General features: G+C 71.7%; 14 protein-coding genes. 4 read left to right on the top strand and 10 right to left on the bottom strand.

All coding sequences use genetic code 11. The features are described from left to right. The first annotated feature begins 47 nt into the window (after nucleotides 1-47). Together HD595_RS05270 and HD595_RS05265 are read left to right on the top strand one after the other, a co-directional pair. A complete protein-coding gene (locus HD595_RS05270; RefSeq protein WP_253766133.1) occupies nucleotides 48-1,943 on the top strand; it encodes a sensor histidine kinase in 1,896 nt (631 codons plus the stop codon). Next, complete coding sequence (locus HD595_RS05265) at nucleotides 1,940-2,581, top strand: response regulator (protein ID WP_253766131.1); 642 nt, start codon at nucleotides 1,940-1,942, stop codon at nucleotides 2,579-2,581. Before HD595_RS05270 ends, HD595_RS05265 begins: the two co-directional genes overlap by 4 nt. A gap of 416 nt (nucleotides 2,582-2,997) precedes the next feature. Here the strand turns inward: HD595_RS05265 and HD595_RS05260 are convergent, their stop codons facing one another. The 3 genes from HD595_RS05260 to HD595_RS05250 all read right to left on the bottom strand — a co-directional run bounded on the left by HD595_RS05260 (nucleotide 2,998) and on the right by HD595_RS05250 (nucleotide 7,177). Beyond that, on the bottom strand, nucleotides 2,998-3,744 hold the full coding sequence (locus HD595_RS05260; RefSeq protein WP_253766129.1) for a phosphotransferase family protein: 747 nt from the start codon (nucleotides 3,742-3,744) through the stop codon (nucleotides 2,998-3,000). 512 nt (nucleotides 3,745-4,256) lie between these two features. After that, nucleotides 4,257-5,606, bottom strand: a complete 1,350-nt coding sequence (locus HD595_RS05255) for a hypothetical protein (RefSeq protein ID WP_253766127.1) — start codon at nucleotides 5,604-5,606, stop codon at nucleotides 4,257-4,259. A 308-nt stretch (nucleotides 5,607-5,914) separates the two neighbouring features. Further along, complete coding sequence (locus tag HD595_RS05250; protein WP_253766125.1) at nucleotides 5,915-7,177, bottom strand: glucarate dehydratase family protein; 1,263 nt, start codon at nucleotides 7,175-7,177, stop codon at nucleotides 5,915-5,917. Nucleotides 7,178-7,280: 103 nt separating this feature from the next. Between HD595_RS05250 and HD595_RS05245 the strand changes: the two genes are divergently transcribed. Then, the gene (locus tag HD595_RS05245) at nucleotides 7,281-8,753 is read left to right on the top strand and encodes an aldehyde dehydrogenase (NADP(+)) (protein ID WP_253766124.1); all 1,473 of its coding nucleotides are present in this window, start codon (nucleotides 7,281-7,283) and stop codon (nucleotides 8,751-8,753) included. 89 nt (nucleotides 8,754-8,842) lie between these two features. Here HD595_RS05245 and HD595_RS05240 read toward each other — a convergent pair whose 3' ends face one another. The 7 genes from HD595_RS05240 to HD595_RS05210 form a co-directional block, all read right to left on the bottom strand. Continuing rightward, a complete protein-coding gene (locus HD595_RS05240; protein WP_253766122.1) occupies nucleotides 8,843-10,231 on the bottom strand; it encodes a GH1 family beta-glucosidase in 1,389 nt (462 codons plus the stop codon). Between the two features lie 103 nt (nucleotides 10,232-10,334). After that, complete coding sequence (locus HD595_RS05235) at nucleotides 10,335-12,509, bottom strand: beta-galactosidase (RefSeq protein WP_253766120.1); 2,175 nt, start codon at nucleotides 12,507-12,509, stop codon at nucleotides 10,335-10,337. A 39-nt stretch (nucleotides 12,510-12,548) separates the two neighbouring features. Continuing rightward, entirely contained in the window at nucleotides 12,549-13,454 is a 906-nt protein-coding gene (locus HD595_RS05230; protein ID WP_253766118.1) for a 5-dehydro-4-deoxyglucarate dehydratase, read from the bottom strand. A gap of 12 nt (nucleotides 13,455-13,466) precedes the next feature. After that, a complete protein-coding gene (locus HD595_RS05225; protein WP_253766116.1) occupies nucleotides 13,467-14,255 on the bottom strand; it encodes an IclR family transcriptional regulator in 789 nt (262 codons plus the stop codon). A gap of 39 nt (nucleotides 14,256-14,294) precedes the next feature. Continuing rightward, entirely contained in the window at nucleotides 14,295-15,158 is an 864-nt protein-coding gene (locus tag HD595_RS05220) for a carbohydrate ABC transporter permease (RefSeq protein WP_253766114.1), read from the bottom strand. Beyond that, entirely contained in the window at nucleotides 15,155-16,075 is a 921-nt protein-coding gene (locus HD595_RS05215; RefSeq protein ID WP_253766112.1) for a carbohydrate ABC transporter permease, read from the bottom strand. The genes HD595_RS05220 and HD595_RS05215 overlap by 4 nt, the downstream gene beginning before the upstream one ends. Before the next feature lie 14 nt (nucleotides 16,076-16,089). Further along, complete coding sequence (locus HD595_RS05210) at nucleotides 16,090-17,400, bottom strand: sugar ABC transporter substrate-binding protein (RefSeq protein ID WP_253766110.1); 1,311 nt, start codon at nucleotides 17,398-17,400, stop codon at nucleotides 16,090-16,092. A 155-nt stretch (nucleotides 17,401-17,555) separates the two neighbouring features. Between HD595_RS05210 and HD595_RS05205 the strand changes: the two genes are divergently transcribed. Next, nucleotides 17,556-18,356 (top strand): NAD-dependent epimerase/dehydratase family protein, encoded by an 801-nt coding sequence (locus tag HD595_RS05205; RefSeq protein ID WP_253766108.1) that lies wholly within the window; start codon nucleotides 17,556-17,558, stop codon nucleotides 18,354-18,356. Nucleotides 18,357-18,520 lie beyond the last annotated feature (164 nt).

Genomic DNA, 18,520 nt, shown 5'->3' with positions numbered 1-18,520 from the left:
ACCCTGGGTTGACGTGCGGAGGCGGGCATGTTGGCTACCGTCTACGCGTGCACGAGCCGAACCCCCTCTTCGCCAGGCGCCTCAGCCGGGGCCAGTTGGTCATGCTCGACCTGGTGGCCGGGCTGTGCTTCTCGTTCGTCTTCCTGATGGCGCCCACGCCGACCTTCGATGTGCCGTGGGCCCGGCTCGCCGTCTGTCTCGGTCTCGGGCTGCCGCTGGCCCTGCGGCGCGTGTGGCCCGTGCCGGTCTTCTGCCTGGTGCTGACGGTGTCCGTGGCCGCCGTGGTGCTGGGAGTCGTGAGCATCGCGTACGTCGCGCCCGCTTACGCGTTGTACATCGTGGCGCTCACCGACGATCGAGGTGCTCTGGCGCCCACCATGGCGATCGCCGTGCTGACCTTGATCACGCTTGTGGGGCTCGTCGCGATGGGCGGATCCCCACAACCGGGCGCCCCCTCCTGGTTCGCGCATCTCGACGTGCCGCTGCTCGGCATCGCCGCTCTGGGAGGCTCCTGGACGGTCGGGCGTGCCGTACGCGAACGCAGAACGTACGCGGCGCGCGACGCCGAGCGCCTTGCCGAACAGAAGGTGACGGAGGAACGACTGCGCATCGCGCGCGAGCTGCACGACGTGGTCACGCACAGCGTGGGGCTGATCGCGGTGAAGGCGGGCGTGGCCAACCATGTCGTGCGCAGCAAGCCGGAAGAGGCGCACGACGCCTTGAAGGTGATCGAGACGGTCAGCCGCGGCGCACTGGTCGAGATGCGCCATCTGCTCGGCGTCCTCCGCTCCAAGGACGACCCGGATCGAGGGCCCCTTCCCAGGCTCAACGGGATTCGTGAGCTGGCCGAACGTGCTCGGCTCGCCGGGGTGGAGGTCGAGTTGGACCTGCGGTTCACCTCCGTGGGGGTGGAAGGCGATGCCGCGTCTGGGGGAGTGAAGCCGCCGTCGGGGGTTGGGAGTGCGGCCATGGGAGGGAGTCACCTCTCTGATGGAGGGTCTATCGGACTGCGCGGAGGAACTCCCGTTCCTGGCGGCAGGCTTGTGGGGGCCAAGGGTGGGGGTCCGGTTCCTGAGGGAGGGCCTTTGAGGTCGGGAGCGGGGAGTTCCGCCCCTGACAGGAGTTCTGTGGGTGCCGAGGGCGGCGGTCCGGTTCCTGACAGGAGTTCTGTGGGACCTGAAGGTGGACGTTCGGTCTCTGGCGTGAGGTCTGTGGGAGCTGAGGGCCGAATTCCGGTTTCCGGCGAAGGGCTCGTGGGAGCGGGCGGCGGGGGTTCATCTGGCGCGGGGCCTGTTGAGGCAGGAGGCGGAAGTCCGGCTCTTGGCGGCAGACTTGTGGGGCCGGAAGCGGGAAGCCGGGTTTCTTCAGGGAGAGGCGTGGGACCTCGGGACCGGGGTCCGGTTGGTGACGGAGGGCCTGTGGGGTCTGGCGGTAGGCATCCCGTGCCGCGAGACGGGGCCGCAGCGTCCATGGGAGAGTCGGGCGCCGAGGACCTCGTAGCTGAGGAGCGGGAGGGGAGCGGGCGCCCGGGAGGGGCCTCGGGGGAGAGGCGCCTGCCCGAAGGTGTGGAGTTGTCGGCGTATCGGATCGTCCAGGAGGCGCTCACCAACGTCGCCAAGCACGCGGCGCCGACTCGCTGCAGGGTGTCCGTGGTGGCCGGCTCCAGTGAGGTGCGGATCGAGGTGACGAATGACCGGGCGGCGGGCCGTGGTCTGGCTACAGGAAATCGTGGTGTGTCCATGGGAAGCCGTGATGCGCCCACAGGAAGCAGGCATGGCGGGTCGGGGCTGGCCGGCGGCGAGCCGGCGGTGGAAGGGGCCGGTCATGGGCTGATCGGGATGAGGGAGCGCGTGGCGATGTTCGGTGGAGCCTTCGAAGCCGGGACGATCCCCGGCGGAGGGTTTCGCGTGCTGGCGACCTTGCCCTACGGGAGTGCTTCATGATCCGGGTGGTCGTGGCCGACGACCAGGCGCTGCTCAGGGGAAGTTTCAAGGTGCTGGTCGATTCGGAGCCGGACCTGACCGTTGTCGGCGAAGCCGCCACCGGGGCCGAAGCGGTGGCCGTCACCCTGGAGCAACGCCCCGACGTGGTGCTGATGGATGTCCGCATGCCGGAGATGGACGGCATCGAGGCCACCAGGCGCATCGGTGACGCCTCCCGCATCTTGATCGTGACGATGTTCGATCTCGACGCGTATGTGTACGACGCGCTTCGGGCCGGGGCGAGCGGGTTCCTGTTGAAGGACACGCCGCCTGCTGACCTGGTGACGGCCATTCGGGTGGTGGCCGGTGGTGAGGCGCTGCTCGCTCCGTCTGTGACGCGTCGGCTGATCGAGGAGTTCAGCCGTACGCCGGTCTCGGTGCGGCCGAAGGGATTGGACGGGCTGACCGAGCGGGAACGCGATGTTCTCGTGCTCATCGCCCGAGGGCTCTCGAACACGGAGATCGCCGGACACCTGCACGTGACGTTGGCGACGGTCAAGACCCACATCACTCGCCTCCTGGCCAAACTGGAGGCCCGGGACCGTGCTCAGCTGGTCATCGCGGCCTACGAGAGCGGGCTGGTGGAGCCGGTGCGGTGACCGGTTAGGGGTGTGGGCGTCACTTCGGGCGTGCGTCTGTCTTTGGTCAGGGGTCCCATACATCGTGATGGACGTAACCCGGCGAAGCGCGGTATCCGCGCTGATGTACCGCCGGGTGTCTGGACCGCAGAGGTCAAACGCCGATGTGCTGCTGGGTGTTGGGGTGTTGGGGTGTTGGGGTGTGGGGGTGTGGGGGTGTGGGGGTCTGATGGTGATGTGGTGCTGGGTGTTTGGGGTGTGGGGGTCTGATGGTGATGTGGTGCTGGGTGTTTGGGGTGTGCGGGTCTGATGGTGATGTGGTGCTGGGTGTTTGGGGTGTGCGGGTCAGGCGGTGATGTGGTGCTGGGTGTTTGGGGTATGCGGGTCAAGCGGTGATGTCGGTTGGACTCCTTTTGGCCGTCAAGCCCCGCGCAGCATCACAGCCGGGATTTCAGCACGTCGACCTCACAGCCCGGTGCGAACGGGTCGAAACCGTGCTCGATCAGCCAGCGCACTCCCAGCAGGCTGCGCAACGACCACCACGCACGGATCACGTCGAGGTCGACGTCGGTGCCATAGCCGGCGACGACGTCGCCCAAGTGTTCCTCGTGTCCGAGCGTCAAGGTGGCGAGGTCGAACAGGCCGTCACCTTGGCCCGCCTCGGACCAGTCGATGATGCCCGTGACCCTGTCGTCGTCGGTGAACACGTGAGTGATCTGCAGGTCGCCGTGGGTGAAGGCTGGAGTCCACGGCCGGAGCGCGGCCTCGGCGACCTGGCGGTTGCGGGTGACCAGGTCCGCGGGCAGGACGCCGTTCGTCATGAGCCACTCGCACTCGCCATCGAGGTCCGCCGCCAACTCGTCGAGGTCTCGGCCGGCCCGGCCGGGCTTGGGCGGCAACGGCGCTTCGTGCAACCTGCGGATGGCGGCGCCCGCAGCGGCCCACGCCGCCGGGGAGGCGGGCGACGGCTCGCCGAGGCGGCCGAGCGCCGTCCCCGGGACTGCGGCGATCGCGAGCACCGGCGGCTTGTGCCACAGGACCTTCGGGGTCGGCACCGGCGCCAGGGCCATCGCCTCGACCTCGGCGTCGATACGCGCCTGATCGGCGTCCACCTTCAGGAACACGTCGCCGACGCGCAGAGTTGCGCGCTCGGAGTGGGCGACGACCAGTTGGACCTCATTCATGGGCGACCAGTATCCCGGGGACGATCGGCGACGTCACCGGGTTTATCGCGTGAGAGTGCGCGGCGCGGCCAGGACTGACCGCGTCCCGCTGCCAAGCGGCCTCGTGCGCGGCGCCGGTCGCTGACCAGATCAACTGGGGTGTCGGTCGGGTGGAGGGGTGCGCTGCGTGGCCAGGCGGAGTTGGTCGGGTGGAGGCTTGTCGGGTGGTCGGGCGGAATTGGTCAGGTGAAGGCGTGTCATGTGGTCGGGGTCAGTTGGTCAGGTGAAGGGCGCGCTGCGTGGCGGGGCGGAGTTGGTCGGGTGAAGGCGTGTCATGTGGTCGGGGTCAGTTGGTCAGGTGAAGGGCGCGCTGCATGGCGGGGCGGAGTTGGTCGGGTGGAGGCTTGTCGCGTGGTCGGGCCGAATTGGTCAGGTGAAGGGTGCGCTGCGTGGCGGGGCGGAGTTGGTCAGGTGAAGGCGTGTCATGTGGTCGGGGTGAGTTGGTCGGGTGGGGGCTTGTCGCGTGGTCGGGGTCAGTTGATCAGGCGCAGGGCCTGTTTCATGGCCGACAGGCGGCGCGGGGATGCCAGTCCTGCGTGGTACAGGTGGAACTCCGAGGCGCCCGCTTCGGCGTAGGCCCTCAGGAGCTCCGCCTGGGCTTCCGGGTCTGCCGGGCGGGGAGGCAGGCCGAGGACGTAGGCTCCGACGCGCTGACCCGGGCGGCACAGTTCCAGGAGCTTCGTCAGGCGGGTCGTGTCCGTGGCGGGGTCGCCCCAGCAGTTGGCCACCAGCACGTCAGCCTCCGGTTCGCCGTTGGGGAGGGCGGCGAAGGCGCCGGTGGCCCACGGGTCCGGGTTGGCGTGGATGGTGATCGGCACGTCAGGTGCGGCCTCGCGGGCTGTCGAGATGAGGGTCTGGCGGAGCGAGGTCGACAGGCTGACGCGTTGCGCGCGTACGTCGGCCGCCAGCGGGCCCAAGGCTTCCTCCACGGAGCCGAATGGGGCGTCGTGTGCTGTTCCGGGTGCGGGTGGCCCGGCAGGTGCTGGTCCGGAGGCCGGTGGTCTGTCCTGTGCCACTTTCGAGGTGGACGACCTGTCCTGTGTTGCTTCGGGGGTGGGGGCTCTGTCCTTCGTCGCTTCGGGGGTGGGGGCTCTGTCCTGCGTCGCTTCCGGGGTGGGGGCTCTGTCCTGTGTTGCTTCGGGGGTCATTGGCCTCGGCGGGGCTGCGTTGGCGGGGGTGTCGTCGATCGCTGCTCTGACTCTCTCCCTGGTGCCCGCCGGATAGCGCGGGGCACATGCCGTGCAGAAGCAGAGCGACAGCAGGTCGCCGTCCACCCCCGTCCAGTCGGCCCCGGCTGTCTTCTCGTGGATGCTCTGGTGGCCGTACCCCATGGGGCCGCACGACTCCAGGATCAGCGCGTCCGGTCGGCCCACCTCCAGGATCTCGCGCACCAGGCGCCGGCAGTAGTCCACGACGTCGGGGGAGGACGGGCAGAGCGCGTGCGGGTACGGGTCGCGGAAGGCGTTGCGCACCACGACGTCCGGGTGCTCCCGGCCCAGGACGGAGTTGTGCGTGAGCACGGTCCAGGCGTGCACCTGGAGGCCGACGGCGCGCAGGGCTTCGCTCGCCTGGAGGTACGCGTCAGGTGTCGTCCAGGACGGCGATCTGGGCACCAGGCGGCCCCAGGCGGAGGACCGTACGGGCAGGTAGAAGGCGGCGTGCGGGACGTCGAGGACGCGGTGTGCCGGGTGGTGCGGTGTGGCGGCGCGGGTGGCGTGGTAGCTGGCGGCCAGCGCCACGGCCTCCACTCCGAGGGAGGCCAGCCGCTCCGGCGCCGCCGGGTCGCCGACGACGTCCCAGGGGTAGACGTAGGCGACGTTCACGAGGCCGGCCGTCCTTTCGTGGGGAAGAGGGTATGGGGTTCCGTTCACCGCCATCGGGGCGGTCATGCGTCTTCAGAGTCGGCCGGTGGTGCCCTCCTGGGGGTCCGCGGGCGTGGTGGTGTTCGGTGGTGGGGGGCCGGGGGCCGGGGGCCGGGGGCCGCGGGGGTGCTCGCGGGTGGCAGGAGGCGTCGGTACGGGGGCTTCAGTAGCTGCCGGTGGACGTGGCTCGTGGTCGATCTGAGTGCCTTGCGAGCGTGGGCAGAGAGCGGGTGTTCGTGGTCATGCGTCTGAACGCTCGACGCAGGTGTTCACCATGACGCCCGCCGCGTGCTGAATTCCGGGTCGAAGCGCCGCATGTACCCCTGGTCGTCCCGTGAGGTGATCCTGCACCTCAGGTACTGCTCGTGCATGACCGCCAGCGCGTCGCGGTCGAGTTCCACGCCGAGGCCCGGACCGGGTGGCACCGGCACCGCCCCGTCCACGAAGCGCAGGCTGCCGGATGCGACCACGTCCTGGCCGTCCTGCCAGGGCGTGTGAGTGTCGCAGGCGTACGTGAGGTTCGGGGTGGCGGCGGCCAGGTGGGTCATGGCGGCCAGGCTGATGCCGAGGTGGGAGTTGGAGTGCATGGACAGTCCGAGGCCGAACGTGCCGCAGAGCGAGGCGATGTGCGAGGAACGCACCAGCCCGCCCCAGTAGTGGTGGTCGAGGAGGAGCACCTGGACGGCGTTCTGGGCGATGGCGGGCGGCAGGTGCTCGGGGGTGACGACGCACATGTTGGTGGCCAGCGGCATCGACACCTCGCGGGCGACGGCCGCCATGCCGGAGATGTCCGGTGCGGGGTCCTCCAGGTACTGGAGCATGCCGTCGAGGGCCCGGGCGACGCGCACGGAGGTCTCCACGGTCCAGGCGGTGTTCGGGTCGAGCCGCAGCGGCAGGCCGGGGAACGCCGCGTGCAGCGCCTTGATCGCCTCGATCTCCTCCTCGGGCGGCATGACGCCGCCCTTGAGCTTGATGGAGGAGAACCCGTACTCCTTGATGAGCAGCGACGCCTGCGCGACGAGCCCGGCGGGGTCGAGCGCCTCGCCGAAGCGGTCGGGCTCCACGAGGCCGCCGGGGTGGGCGGCCCACTTGTAGAACAGGTACGCGCTGTACGGCACGGCGTCGCGCACGCGCCCGCCGAGCAGGTCCACGACCGGCACCCCGGCGGCCTTGCCCTGGATGTCCAGGCAGGCCACCTCGAACGCCGCGAACACCCGGTCGACGCTCTTCTCCTTGGTCGCGACCCCGGTCAGCCCGTGCAGGTCGGTGACGACGTCCCCGACGATGGAGGCGATCCTGGCGTACATCGCGTGGGCCGCGTACACGTCCATCCCCACGATCGCCTCGGCGCACTCCCGGACCTTGGTCAGGTGGCCGAGGTCGCCGTACGTCTCTCCCAGCCCGCTCAGCCCCTCGTCGGTGATCACCTCGACGACGGTCCGCAGGGCCCACGGTTCGTGGACGCCGGCGGCGTTGAGGAGAGGAGGGTCGCGGAACGCGACCGGTGTGACCTGGACATCCCTGATGCGCATAGCCCCGCCGTCCATATATGTGAACTACAGCCAGATTTGTGGACGAATGCCGCAACTGTAAGAATCGACCTCTGAGAGTGTCAAGACTGCGAAGGGCCCATCCATGATCAACGGATACGATCCCAGGACCGGTGAGACCGTCGGCGACGCCATCCCGGAGACGGACACCGCCGGGGTCGACACGATCGTCTCGGCCGCCGCGGCAGCGGGCACGGCCTGGCGCGCCACCCCCGCGCAGGAGCGGGCGCGCGCCCTGGAAGCCGTCGCCGACGCGCTGACCGCGCACGTGGACGAGCTGTGGCGGATCGCCGACCAGGAGACCGCGCTCGGAGAGGTACGGCTGCGCGGCGAGGTGGCCCGCACCGCCGGCCAGTTCCGGCTCTTCGCGCAGGTCGTCCGGGACGGCGGCCACCTCGACGCGATCATCGACCACGCCGACCCCACGGCCACCCCGCCCCGGCCCGACGTGCGCCGCGTGAAGCGCCCGCTGCCCGGGGTCGTCGCCGTGTTCGCGGCCAGTAACTTCCCCTTCGCCTTCTCCGTCGCCGGCGGCGACACCGCCTCGGCCCTGGCCGCCGGCTGCCCCGTCGTGGTCAAGGCCCACCCCGGCCACCCCGGCACCTCCGAGCGCGTCGCCGCCGTCGTGCGCGAGGCCCTGCCGCACCCCGACCTGCTCGGCCTGGTCCAGGGCATGCGGGCCGGCAAGGACCTCGTCCAGCACCCCCGCGTCGTGGCGGCCGGGTTCACCGGTTCCGTCGCCGGCGGCAAGGCGATCCAGGCACTCATCGACGAGCGCGAGGTCCCGATCCCCTTCTTCGGCGAGCTGGGCAGCGTCAACCCCGTCGTCGTGCTGCCGTCGGCGCCCGCGGCCGAGGTGGCGAGCGGCTTCGCCGCCTCCCTGACCCTGGGCGTGGGACAGTTCTGCACCAACCCCGGCCTGATGTTCGTGCCGGACGACGACGAGCTGCGCAAGGCCCTGGCCGCCGCCGTCGAGGGCACCACCGGCGGCCCGATGCTGGCCGAGCGCATCCGCGACGGCTACCTGGGCGGCCTGGAGCGGCTCGGCGCCCTGACCATGCTGGCCGAGGGCAAGCCGGGGGAGGGCGCCTGGGCGGTGACGCCGAAGGTGTTCACCACCGACCTGGAGTCGTTCGCCGAGGGGCTGCCGCGCGTCGCCGAGGAGTGCTTCGGCCCCGCCTCGATCGTCGTCACCTACCGCGACCCCGCCGACCTGCTGCCGGTGCTGGAACGCCTGGAGGGCTCGCTGACCGCCACCGTCCACTCCACCCAGCCGGGTGAGGCGGGCGAGATCGCCGAGGTGCTGTCCCGCAAGGCCGGCCGGCTCATCTGGAACGGCTGGCCCACCGGCGTGGCCGTGTGCTGGGCGATGCACCACGGCGGCCCCTGGCCCGCCGCCACCGTCTCGGCGCACGCCTCGGTCGGCGCGACGGCCATCGACCGGTGGCTCGCCCCGACCGCGTACCAGGACTGGCCGGCGGAGCTGCTGCCCGACGAGCTGAAGGACGGCAACCCGCTCGGCATCCCGCGCCGGGTGGACGGCGCCCTCTCGGCCTGACTCCGCCAGGCGCCGCGGGACCGGTGGAGCCGCGGCGCCTCTCAGGGCATCGTTTCTCCGGAGAACCGAAGGGGGCCGAGGAGCGGGGGTCACGACGGGTCGGGCACCGTGCCCGTCGCGACCACGTCCCGGTACCAGTGGGCGCTGTCCTTCCACGTCCGGTCCAGCGTCTCCCGGTCCACGTACACGATCCCGAACCGCTTGGCGTACCCGTGCGCCCACTCGAAGTTGTCCATCAGCGACCACACGAAGTACCCCCGCACGTCCGCCCCCGCGTCGATCGCGTCCGCGACCGCCGTCAGGTGGCGGCGCAGGTAGTCGACGCGCCGCTCGTCGCGGACGCGGCCGTCGCCGTCGAGGACGTCGGCGAACGCCGCCCCGTTCTCGGTGATCATCAGCGGCAGCGAGGGGCGGTCGCCGTGCAGCCGCAGCAGCAGCTCGGTCAGCCCCGTCTCGTCGATGCTCCACCCCATCTCCGTGTACGGGCCGGGCTGCCGCACGAACTCGACGTCCCCGCAGGCGATCCACGGCGAGGCCGGGCCGTCGGCCGTCTCCCCGTCCCGCGCGCGGACCAGCACCGGGCTGTAGTAGTTGACCCCCAGCAGGTCCAGCGCCTGGCACGCGGTCGCCTCGTCGGAGTCGTGGACGAACGCCCAGTCCGTGACGGAGGCCGTGGCCTCGATGAGGTCGCGCGGGTAGGCGCCGTCGAGCATCGGCCCGAGGAAGGCCCGGTTGGCCAGCGCGTCGACGCGCCGCACCGCCTCGGCGTCCCGCTCGGAGACGCCCCGTACGTGGTGCAGGTTGAGCGTGACGGCGACCCGCGCCGGCGGCGCGGCGGTGGCGCGCAGGGCCTGGACGGCGAGCCCGTGCCCGAGGTTGAGGTGGTGGACGGCGGCCAGGGCGCCGGCCGGGTCGGTACGGCCGGGCGCGTGCACGCCGGAGGCGTAGCCGAGGTAGGCCGAGCACCACGGCTCGTTGAGCGTGATCCAGGTGTGGACGCGGTCGCCGAGTGCCTCGCCCATCCGGTGCGCGTACTCGGCGAAGCGCAGCGCCGTGTCGCGGTGCGGCCAGCCCCCGGCGTCTTCCAGCTCCTGGGGCAGGTCCCAGTGGTAGAGGGTGGCGACCGGGGCGACGCCGCGCTCCAGCAGCCCGTCCACGAGCCGGGAGTAGAAGTCGAGCCCGCGCCGGTTGAGCCGGTCGCCGCCGCCGGGCAGGACCCGGGGCCAGGAGATGGAGAACCGGTAGGCGCCGACGCCCAGCCGGGCCAGGATGCCGAGGTCCTCCTCCAGCCGGTGGTAGTGGTCGCAGGCGACGTCGCCGGTGTCGCCGTGGTCGACGCGGCCGGGGGTGTGGGAGAAGGTGTCCCAGATCGAGGGTCCGCGGCCGTCCTCGGCGGCGGCGCCCTCCACCTGGTAGGCGGCGGTGGCCGTGCCCCACAGGAAGTCCTCGGGGAAGGCGCGGGCTGGGGTGGTCGGCATCGGGCGATTCACTCCTAGGAGGCGAGGGGCTTCGGAAGGCTGCCGTCTGCGGAAGATACGCAGGTGATCCGGGATACGTCTCAGCAGGTGATCCGGATACGTCTCAGGGGCGCAGGGCGACGACGGCACGCGCGGCGAGCGTCACCCCGCCCTCGACCCGCGCCCCCGTCAGCAGGTCCTCGGCCGGCTCGGCGAGAGGCACATGGGCCTCCCGGTCGCCGTGGTTGAGCAGGAACAGGACGGGTCCGCGGCGCACCGCCTCGACGCCGGCCGGCGGCGGCCCGGGCAGCGCGCCGGACACCCCCGCGTCGGCCAGCGCCCGCCCGGTCAGCTCGGCCAGCGCGTCGTGGTCCGGCAGGGTGGCCACGTACCACGCGACGCCGGCCCCGGCGCGATGGCGCAGCATCGCGGGCGACCCGGCGAGCTCGCCCTCGGTGAAGACAGCGACCGGCTCGGCCCCTTCCGTCCGCATCAGCTCGGTCCACGTCCGGGCCTCGAACGGCGTGCCGTCGGCCCAGGCGCAGCGCACCGGCCGGTCCTCGGGGGCGGGCCGCCACTCCTCGCCGGAGCCGCCGAGCACGTCGCGCAGCGGGGCCGGGAACCGGCCGGTGCGGATGTGCCCGTTCGGGTCGGCGACGCCGGAGAAGGGGCCGACCACGAGCACGCCGCCGCCGCGCACGTACGCGGTCAGCGCCTCGGCGTCCGCGTCGCTCACCAGGTACAGGTTCGGCACCACGGTCAGCGCGTACCCGGACAGGTCGCCCGACGGCGGCACCAGGTCCACCGCCACCCCGCGCTCCCACAGCGGCCGGTAGTAGGCGAGGAGCTGGCCGGTCACCGAGAGCCGGTCGCTGGGCCGGCCGGCCTCCTCCATCGCCCACCAGCTCGGCCAGTCGTGCACGAGCGCGACCCGGGTGGGCACCGGCTGCCCGGCCACCTCGGCGAGCCGGCGCAGCTCGGCGCCGTGCGCCCGCACCTCGGCATGCAGCCGGGTGTCCGGACCGGCGTGCGGCAGCATCGCGGAGTGGAAGCGCTCGGCGCCGAAGCGGGAGGCCCGCCACTGGAAGTAGCAGGAGCCGTCGGCGCCGCGGGCCACGGCCTGCAGCGACTCCAGCCGGAGCCGCCCGGCGGGCTTGGGCAGGTTGTGGGGGCGCCAGTTGACCGCCGAGGCGGCCTGCTCCAGCAGCAGCCAGGGCCGGCCGCCGCCGAGGGAGCGGGTCAGGTCGTGGGTGAGCGCGGCCCGCACCGGGAACAGCGGGTCGGCGGGGTCGGGGTACCAGTCGTTGGAGACGACGTCCTCCTCGGGCGCCCACCGCCAGGAGTCGACCGGCTTGAACAGGCCCATGAAGTTCGTCGTGATCGGGACGCCGGGGGTGTGCCCGCGCAGGACGTCGCGTTCGGCGCGGTAGTGCTCCAGCAGGGCGTCGGAGCAGAAGCGCGCCCAGTCCAGCCGCTGCGTGGGGTTGACGAGGTACGGCGCGCGGCGCGGCGGGATGACCTCGGCCCAGTCGCCGTAGCGCTGGCTCCAGAAGGTGGTGCCCCACGCCTCGTTGAGGCCGTCGAGGTCGCCGTGGCGCTCGCGCAACCAGGCCCGGAACGCCTCCGCCGAGACGTCGCAGTGGCAGACCTGGCCGTACTCGTTGCCGACGTGCCACAGGGCCAGCGCCGGGTGCCCGGCGTAGCGTCCGGCGAGGTCGGCGACCAGGGCCAGGGCCCGCTCGCGGTAGACGGGGGAGGAGGGGCAGAACTGGTTGCGCGCGCCGTACCAGAGCCGGTGCCCGGACTCGTCGACCGGCAGCGTCCCGGGATGGCGGTGGCCGAGCCAGGGCGGCGGCGAGGCGGTGGGCGTGGCCAGGTCCACGGCGATGCCCGCCCCGGCGAGCAGGTCGAGCACGCGGTCCAGCCAGCCGAAGTCGCGCGCGCCGGGCTCGGGCTCGACGCGCGCCCAGCTGAAGACGCCGACCGTGACCAGGTTGACCCCGGCGGCCCGCATCAGCTCGACGTCCTCCGCCCAGACGTGCTCGGGCCACTGCTCGGGGTTGTAGTCGCCCCCGAAGAGCAGCCCGCGCCCGGCGGTCAGGCTGTGCAGGCCCGGCCGCCGGTCACGCAGGCCCGGCCGCCCGTCACGCAGGCCCGGCCGCCCGTCACCGAGGCCCGGCCGCCCGTCACGCAGGCCCGGCCGCCCGTCACCGAGGCCCGGCCGCCCGTCACGCAGGGCCGGTCGTCCGTCACCGAGGCCAGGCTGTCCGTCCCCGGGCGCGGGGGGCCGCCCTGCCATGCTCACGCTCCCGTCTCGTCGCCGGTACGGCCGGTGGGGTCAGGCCCCGGCCACCTCCAGCCCGGCGGCGAGGATCTTCTCCAGCCGCGCCACGTGCTCCGGCGACGGGTCCACCAGCGGCGCCCGAACCCCGCCCACGTCCGTCCCGCGCAGCCGCGCCCCGGCCTTGACCAGCGAGACCGCGTACCCGGGCACCAGGTCGCGCAGCTCCACCAGCGGCATGTAAAAGGAGGTCAGCAGGCGCCGGGTGCGCTCCTCGTCGCCCGCCGTGACGGCGTCGTGGAAGGCCAGCGCGATCTCCGGCGCGAACGCGAACACCGCGCTGGAGTACAGCGCCACCCCGATCCCCCGGTAGGCGGGCACGGTCAGCTCCGCCGTCGGCAGGCCGTTGAAGAAGGTGAACGGCCGCTCGGTGGACCGGCGCACGGTCAGGATGATGCGCTGGAGCAGGTCGAAGTCGCCCAGCCCGTCCTTGAACCCGATCACCTCCGGGAGCTGCGCCAGCTCGGCCACCGCGGCCGGGCTGAAGCGCGCCGTGCCCCGCTGGTAGACGATGGCGGGAAGCCCCGTCTCCCGGGTCACCTCGCGGACGTAGCGCACCAGGCCGCCGGGCGGCCCGCCGACGAGGTAGGGCGGCATGACCAGCAGCCCGTCGGCGCCCTCGTCGGCCGCGGCCCGGGCGTTGGCCCTGGCCATGGCCGGCACGCCGCCCGCGCCGGCGAAGACGGGGACGCGCCCGGCCGTGGCGGCCACGGCCGTGCGCACCACCGCGCGGTGCTCGGCGAGGTCGAGCGCGTTGAACTCGCCCGTGCCGCAGGCGGCGAACACTCCTCCCGCACCGGCCGCGACGCCGCCCGCGACGTGGCCGGCGAGGGCGTCGTCGGCGACGCCCCCATCGGCCCCGAAGGGGGTCACGGGAAAGAAGAGAACACCATCGAGCCGCATGAACGGTCCTTTCTAGCGGATGCCCTCGCGCCGGAGGGTGGCGGCGAGCGCGCGGGTGTGTCTGATCACCGCTTCGGTGACCTTCGAGACCTCGGCCGGCGACAGTCCCGCCGGCATCGAGCAACTGATCGCGTCCGTGGCGGGGATCCGGTAGTCGACGGCCACCGCCACGCAGGCCACGCCGGGCGTGCCCTGCTCACGCTCGTAGGCGAAGCCCCGCGTGCGGACCTGGTCGAGCTCGCCGGTGAGCTTGGCCAGGTCGGTGATCGTGTGGGCGGTCATCGACGTCAGCGGGGCGGGCAGCAGGGCCGCCACCTCGTCGTCGGTGAGCTGGGCCAGCAGCGCCTGGCCGAGCGCCGTGACGTGGGCGGGCAGCCGCCGGCCCACCCGCGGGATCACGTGGTGCGCCTCGCGCGACTCGCGGGTCGCCAGGTAGATCACGTGGGACTCGTCGCGGCGCGCGAAGTGGGCGGTCTGGCCGATCTCCGCGCGCAGGTCCTCCAGGGTCTGCTGCGCGAACGGCAGCGCCGGGTCCTTGTCGAGGTAGGCGGTGCCGGTCAGCAGCGCGTGCGGCCCGATGCCGAACGCGCCGCGGACCGAGTCGGACTCGACCCACTTGAGCTCCACCAGCGTGCGCATGAGCGCGTGCAGGCTGCTGCGCGGGAAACCGGTGCGTTGCTGGAGCTCCGACAGCGTCAGGGTGTCCGGCGAGGCGGCCAGGGCCTCGAGGATGCGGACGGTCCGTTCGGCGGACTTGACGAGCTGCGGCTCCATGTTCATCCCATCTCGGCGACGCTCCACTGGTCCAGAATATTGGATGCCGTCCACGTACATGAACGCCTAACCCTTGACCGCGCCGCTTGTCAGGCCGCGCATGAACTGCCGCTGGAAGGCCAGGAACGCGATGATCGACGGCAGCAGCGCCAGCAGCGAGGCGGCCAGCAGCACGCCGATGCCCACCTCCTCGTCGGAGCGCAGCGAGCGTAGCGCGATCGGCAGCGTCCACATGCCGGGTTCCGGCGCCACGATCAACGGCAGCAGGTACTGGTCCCAGATCATGGTGAAGCCGAAGACGCCGATCACGCCGAGGGCCGGCCGGCACAGCGGCAGGATGATGGTGAAGAACGTGCGCAGCTCGCCCGCCCCGTCGATGCGCGCGGCCTCCTCCAGCTCGACCGGCACCTCCTTCATGAACTCGGTCATGACGAGGATGGAGAAGCCCCAGGCGCCGACCGGCAGGATCATCCCCGCGTACGTGCCGATGAGGTCGGCGTGGAGGAGCGGCAGGTCGGCGAGCACCAGCGACAGCGGGATCGCGATGATCTCCTCGGGCAGCATCATCGTGGCCAGCATGACCAGCATGACGACCGCCATGCCGCGGAACTTCTTGCGCGACAGGGAGTAGGCGGCGAACACGCTGACCAGCATCTGCAGCAGCAGGCCGAAGCCGACGACCACGAACGAGTTGAGCAGGTAGTGGTAGACGTTCTTGTCGGCGGCCTGGACGAAGTTGTCGAGGGTGAACCCGTCGGGCCACAGCGAGAAGGCGGTCGGGTCGAGCGTCCGGCTGAACGCGCTGACCAGCAGGCCGACCAGCGGGCCGGTGAAGACCAGGACCATGCCGGTGTAGACGACCACCTTCACGGCGGTCGCGACCGGCCCCCGGCGCGCCTCCAGGCCGAGGGCGCTGTCGAATCGCATCATGCCGCCTGCCTCCTGCGCATGACCTGGACCAGGACGGTGAGCAGCAGCGTGGCGAGGAACAGCAGGATGCCGCCCGCCGACGCCACGCCCAGCTCGCCCTTCTGGAAGCCGAGCTTGTAGACGAGCGTCATGAGCACCTCGGAGGAGCCGTTCGGCCCGCCGTTGGTCAGGACGTACACCTCGACGAAGACCCGCAGGCCGCGGATCGCCGCCAGCGTGAACAGGATCCAGAACACCGGCCGCAGCGCCGGCAGCGTGATGTGCCGCAGCCGCTTCCAGGTGGTCGCGCCGTCCACGGCGGCGGCCTCGTAGAGCGAGCGGTCCACGCCCACGAGCCCCGCCAGGAAGATCATCATGTCGTACGGCGTGCCGCGCCAGACGCTCATGCCCATGATCGACAGCAGCGAGGAGTGCTCGCTGGCCAGGAACGGCTGCGGGTCGCCGCCGAACCAGCCGAGGATGCTGTTGACCATGCCGGTGTCGCCCGGGTGGTACATGATCCGCCACACCTCGGCCACGACCGCCATCGTGGTCACGACCGGGAGGAACGCGGCGGTCCTGACGAACCACAGGTAGCGGGCCGGCCCCTCGATGAGCAGGGCCAGCACCAGGCCGAGCACGAGCGAGCCGGCCGTGGTGCCGAGGGCCAGCACCACGCTGTGCCGGATGGCCGCGGTGAACGCCTCGTCGGTGAGGATCGTCCGGTAGTTGTCGAACCCCACCCACGTGCTGTCGAGGTAGCGGATCTCCTGGAAGCTCATCACCAGGCCCTTGGCCATGGGGATGAACTTGAAGTAGAGGAACAGCAGCAGGGCGGGCGCCAGGAACGCCCAGGCGACGAGCGTCCCCCGCCGCGGCGCCCTCCTGGGGCGGCGGCGGGGGGTCGCCGCGGCGGGCGGCGCCTGCGTCAGCGTCACGCTCGGACCCATGCTCAGCCGGCCTTCTGCGACTGCAGTTCCTGGTTCAGCTTGGTGTTCAGGGCCTCCATCGCGCTCTTGACGTCGGCGGAGCAGTCGGCCCACACCGTGTTGATCGCGTCGGCCGAGGTCTGCCGGATGGGCGCCCAGTTCGGCACCGGCGGCGCGTAGACCGCGTTGGCGTAGGACTCCTGGAAGACCTTCCAGCGCGGGTCCTGCCGCTCGGCCGCCATGTCGATCTGGGTGTTGACCGGGAGCCGGACGATGACGCCGTCGGCGTCCTTGTTCATGCCGATCCGCTGGCCGTCGGCGGAAGCGGCGAACTCGGCGAACTTGCGCTGCCCCTCCTCGTCGCCGGAGCCGGCCATGAGGTAGACGTTCTCGCCCTCGCCGAGCGTGCCGGGGCCGCCGGAGGGGCCCTTGGGCACGGGGACGACCTCGATCTTGTCGGTGCCGACGTTCTTGACGAAGCGGGCCAGCACGTACGGGCCGACCAGGTAGATGCCGCCCTGGCCCTTCTCGAACACCTCATGGGTGACGGTCGTGTCGTTGCTCACCGCGCCGGGGTTGACGGTCTTGGTCCTGCAGAACTGGTCCTGGAGGTACCGCACCGCCTCGACCGTCCTCGGGTCGTTCACTGTGGCGGTGAACTTGCCGGGGCCGGTCGCCTTCACGAAGTCGCCGCCGTTGGCGTAGATGAGGGAGGAGGCGTACCAGGAGGCGTAGCCGCGCTTGGTGCCGCCGGGGATGACGAAGCCGGCCGTGTCCTTCTTGCCGTCGCCGTCGGGGTCCTTGTCGGTGAACGCCTGGGCGAGCCTGGTGAGGTCCTCCCAGGTCTTGGGCGCGTCGAGGCCGACCTTCTCCCGCCAGTCCTTGCGGATGATCAGCGCGAACGCCTGGGCGGAGAACGGCACGCCGTAGTACTTGCCGTCGCCGCCCTGGGCGGCCTTCCACGCGAGGTCGGACAGCTTGTCGCCGCCGGCCAGCCCGGCCTTGTCCACCTCGCGCACCCAGCCCTGGGTGTGCATGTTGCCGAGCTGCGCGGTGTCGTTGATGACGATGTCCGGCAGCTTGCGCTGCGCGGCCTGCTGCTGGAGTTTCGTCTCGAAGTCGTCGAAGATCGCGACCACCTTCGTCTTGATCCCGCTGGCCTTGGTGAAGGCGTCGGCGAGCTTGACGGCCGTCTTGGCGGAGGCGGAATCGGGCGCCTGCCTGATCCAGATCTCCAACGCGTCGTCGCCCGAGCCGGATCCCCCGGAGCCGCAGCCTGTCAGCGTTACGGCCAGGGTCGCCGCGAGCGCGACCCTGAGCAGATGGCGTGACATAAGACCGCCTCCTGTTCACAGATGTGGACGAGTGTCGCCCATGTGAAGCTCGTCCTGGAGACGGTAACGAGTGACCCAGATCACGGTCAATATCCAAGAATGTGAATTTGAGCCAGATCTGTGTACGAGGACGGACGGTTGTGTACAAGAGGGTCATGCGCATTCTCATGACCGGCGCGGCCGGCAAGGTCGGCACGCTGCTCCGCCCCCGCCTGGCCCGGGAGGGCCGCGTCCTCCGCCTGTCCGACCTCCGCCCGCTCGACCCGGCGCCCGGCCCGGGCGAGGAGGAGGTGCCGGCCGACCTGGCCGACCCCGCCGCGATGGCCGCCGCCATGAAGGGCGTGGACGCCGTGCTCCACCTCGGCGGCCAGAGCCGCGAGCACCCGTGGGCCGACATCGTGCGGGCCAACATGGACGGCACGCACGTGCTGCTGGAGGCCGCCCGGGAGGAGGGCGTGCGGCACGTCGTGATGATGGGCAGCCACCACGCCGCCGGGTTCCACACCCGCCCGGCCGGCGGCGCCGACCTGCCCGACTACGCCTTCCCCCGCCCCGACACCTACTACGGCGTCAGCAAGGTCGTCATGGAGGCGCTCGGCAGCCTCTACCACGACCGGTTCGGCATGAACGTGACCGTGGTGCGGCTCGGCACCTGCAACGAGGGGTCCGGCGACACCCGCGGCCTGGCCACCTGGATCTCGCCCGGCGACCTGGCCCGGCTGGTGGAGGCCGCGTTCACCGCGCCGGGGTTCCACGTCGTCTGGGGCGTCTCCGACAACACCCGGCGCTGGTGGTCGCTCGACGAGGCCCGCGCCATCGGGTACGTCTCCGAGGACGACTCGGAATCCCACGCCGCCCCTCTGCTCGCCGAGCAGGGCGAGCCGGACCTCGCCGAGCCCCTCCACGACCGGGCGGGCGGGGTCTTCACGCTGAAGGAGCTGGGCGGCAAGTGGTGAGCGGCGGCGCCTGATCCGGCGGGGGCCACGGCTCCCGCCGGCCACGGTCCGTGACCGTCCTTCGGCCGCCGCAAACATGCAACCGGTTGTAGTCCTGAACCGCAGGAGCCCAAAACGTTAACTGGCCTCCCTGTGCAGGTTCTCTCGTGTGAGCTGGGGTTTCC

It is taken from the genome of Nonomuraea roseoviolacea subsp. carminata, from assembly GCF_024172185.1.
Lineage (GTDB): Bacteria > Actinomycetota > Actinomycetes > Streptosporangiales > Streptosporangiaceae > Nonomuraea > Nonomuraea roseoviolacea.
Note: the sequence above shows the minus strand (reverse complement) of the source record. Positions and strands in the feature narration are given on the sequence as shown.

Bases quoted from the DNA above. Each gene is read 5' to 3' on its own strand.
- HD595_RS05210 (WP_253766110.1), bottom strand. From the start codon at position 17,400: ATGTCACGCCATCTGCTCAGGGTCGCGCTCGCGGCGACCCTGGCCGTA.
- HD595_RS05220 (WP_253766114.1), bottom strand. From the start codon at position 15,158: ATGATGCGATTCGACAGCGCCCTCGGCCTGGAGGCGCGCCGGGGGCCG.
- HD595_RS05235 (WP_253766120.1), bottom strand. From the start codon at position 12,509: ATGGCAGGGCGGCCCCCCGCGCCCGGGGACGGACAGCCTGGCCTCGGT.
- HD595_RS05245 (WP_253766124.1), top strand. From the start codon at position 7,281: ATGATCAACGGATACGATCCCAGGACCGGTGAGACCGTCGGCGACGCC.
- HD595_RS05260 (WP_253766129.1), bottom strand. From the start codon at position 3,744: ATGAATGAGGTCCAACTGGTCGTCGCCCACTCCGAGCGCGCAACTCTG.
- HD595_RS05250 (WP_253766125.1), bottom strand. From the start codon at position 7,177: ATGCGCATCAGGGATGTCCAGGTCACACCGGTCGCGTTCCGCGACCCT.
- HD595_RS05265 (WP_253766131.1), top strand. From the start codon at position 1,940: ATGATCCGGGTGGTCGTGGCCGACGACCAGGCGCTGCTCAGGGGAAGT.
- HD595_RS05230 (WP_253766118.1), bottom strand. From the start codon at position 13,454: ATGCGGCTCGATGGTGTTCTCTTCTTTCCCGTGACCCCCTTCGGGGCC.
- HD595_RS05205 (WP_253766108.1), top strand. From the start codon at position 17,556: ATGCGCATTCTCATGACCGGCGCGGCCGGCAAGGTCGGCACGCTGCTC.
- HD595_RS05240 (WP_253766122.1), bottom strand. From the start codon at position 10,231: ATGCCGACCACCCCAGCCCGCGCCTTCCCCGAGGACTTCCTGTGGGGC.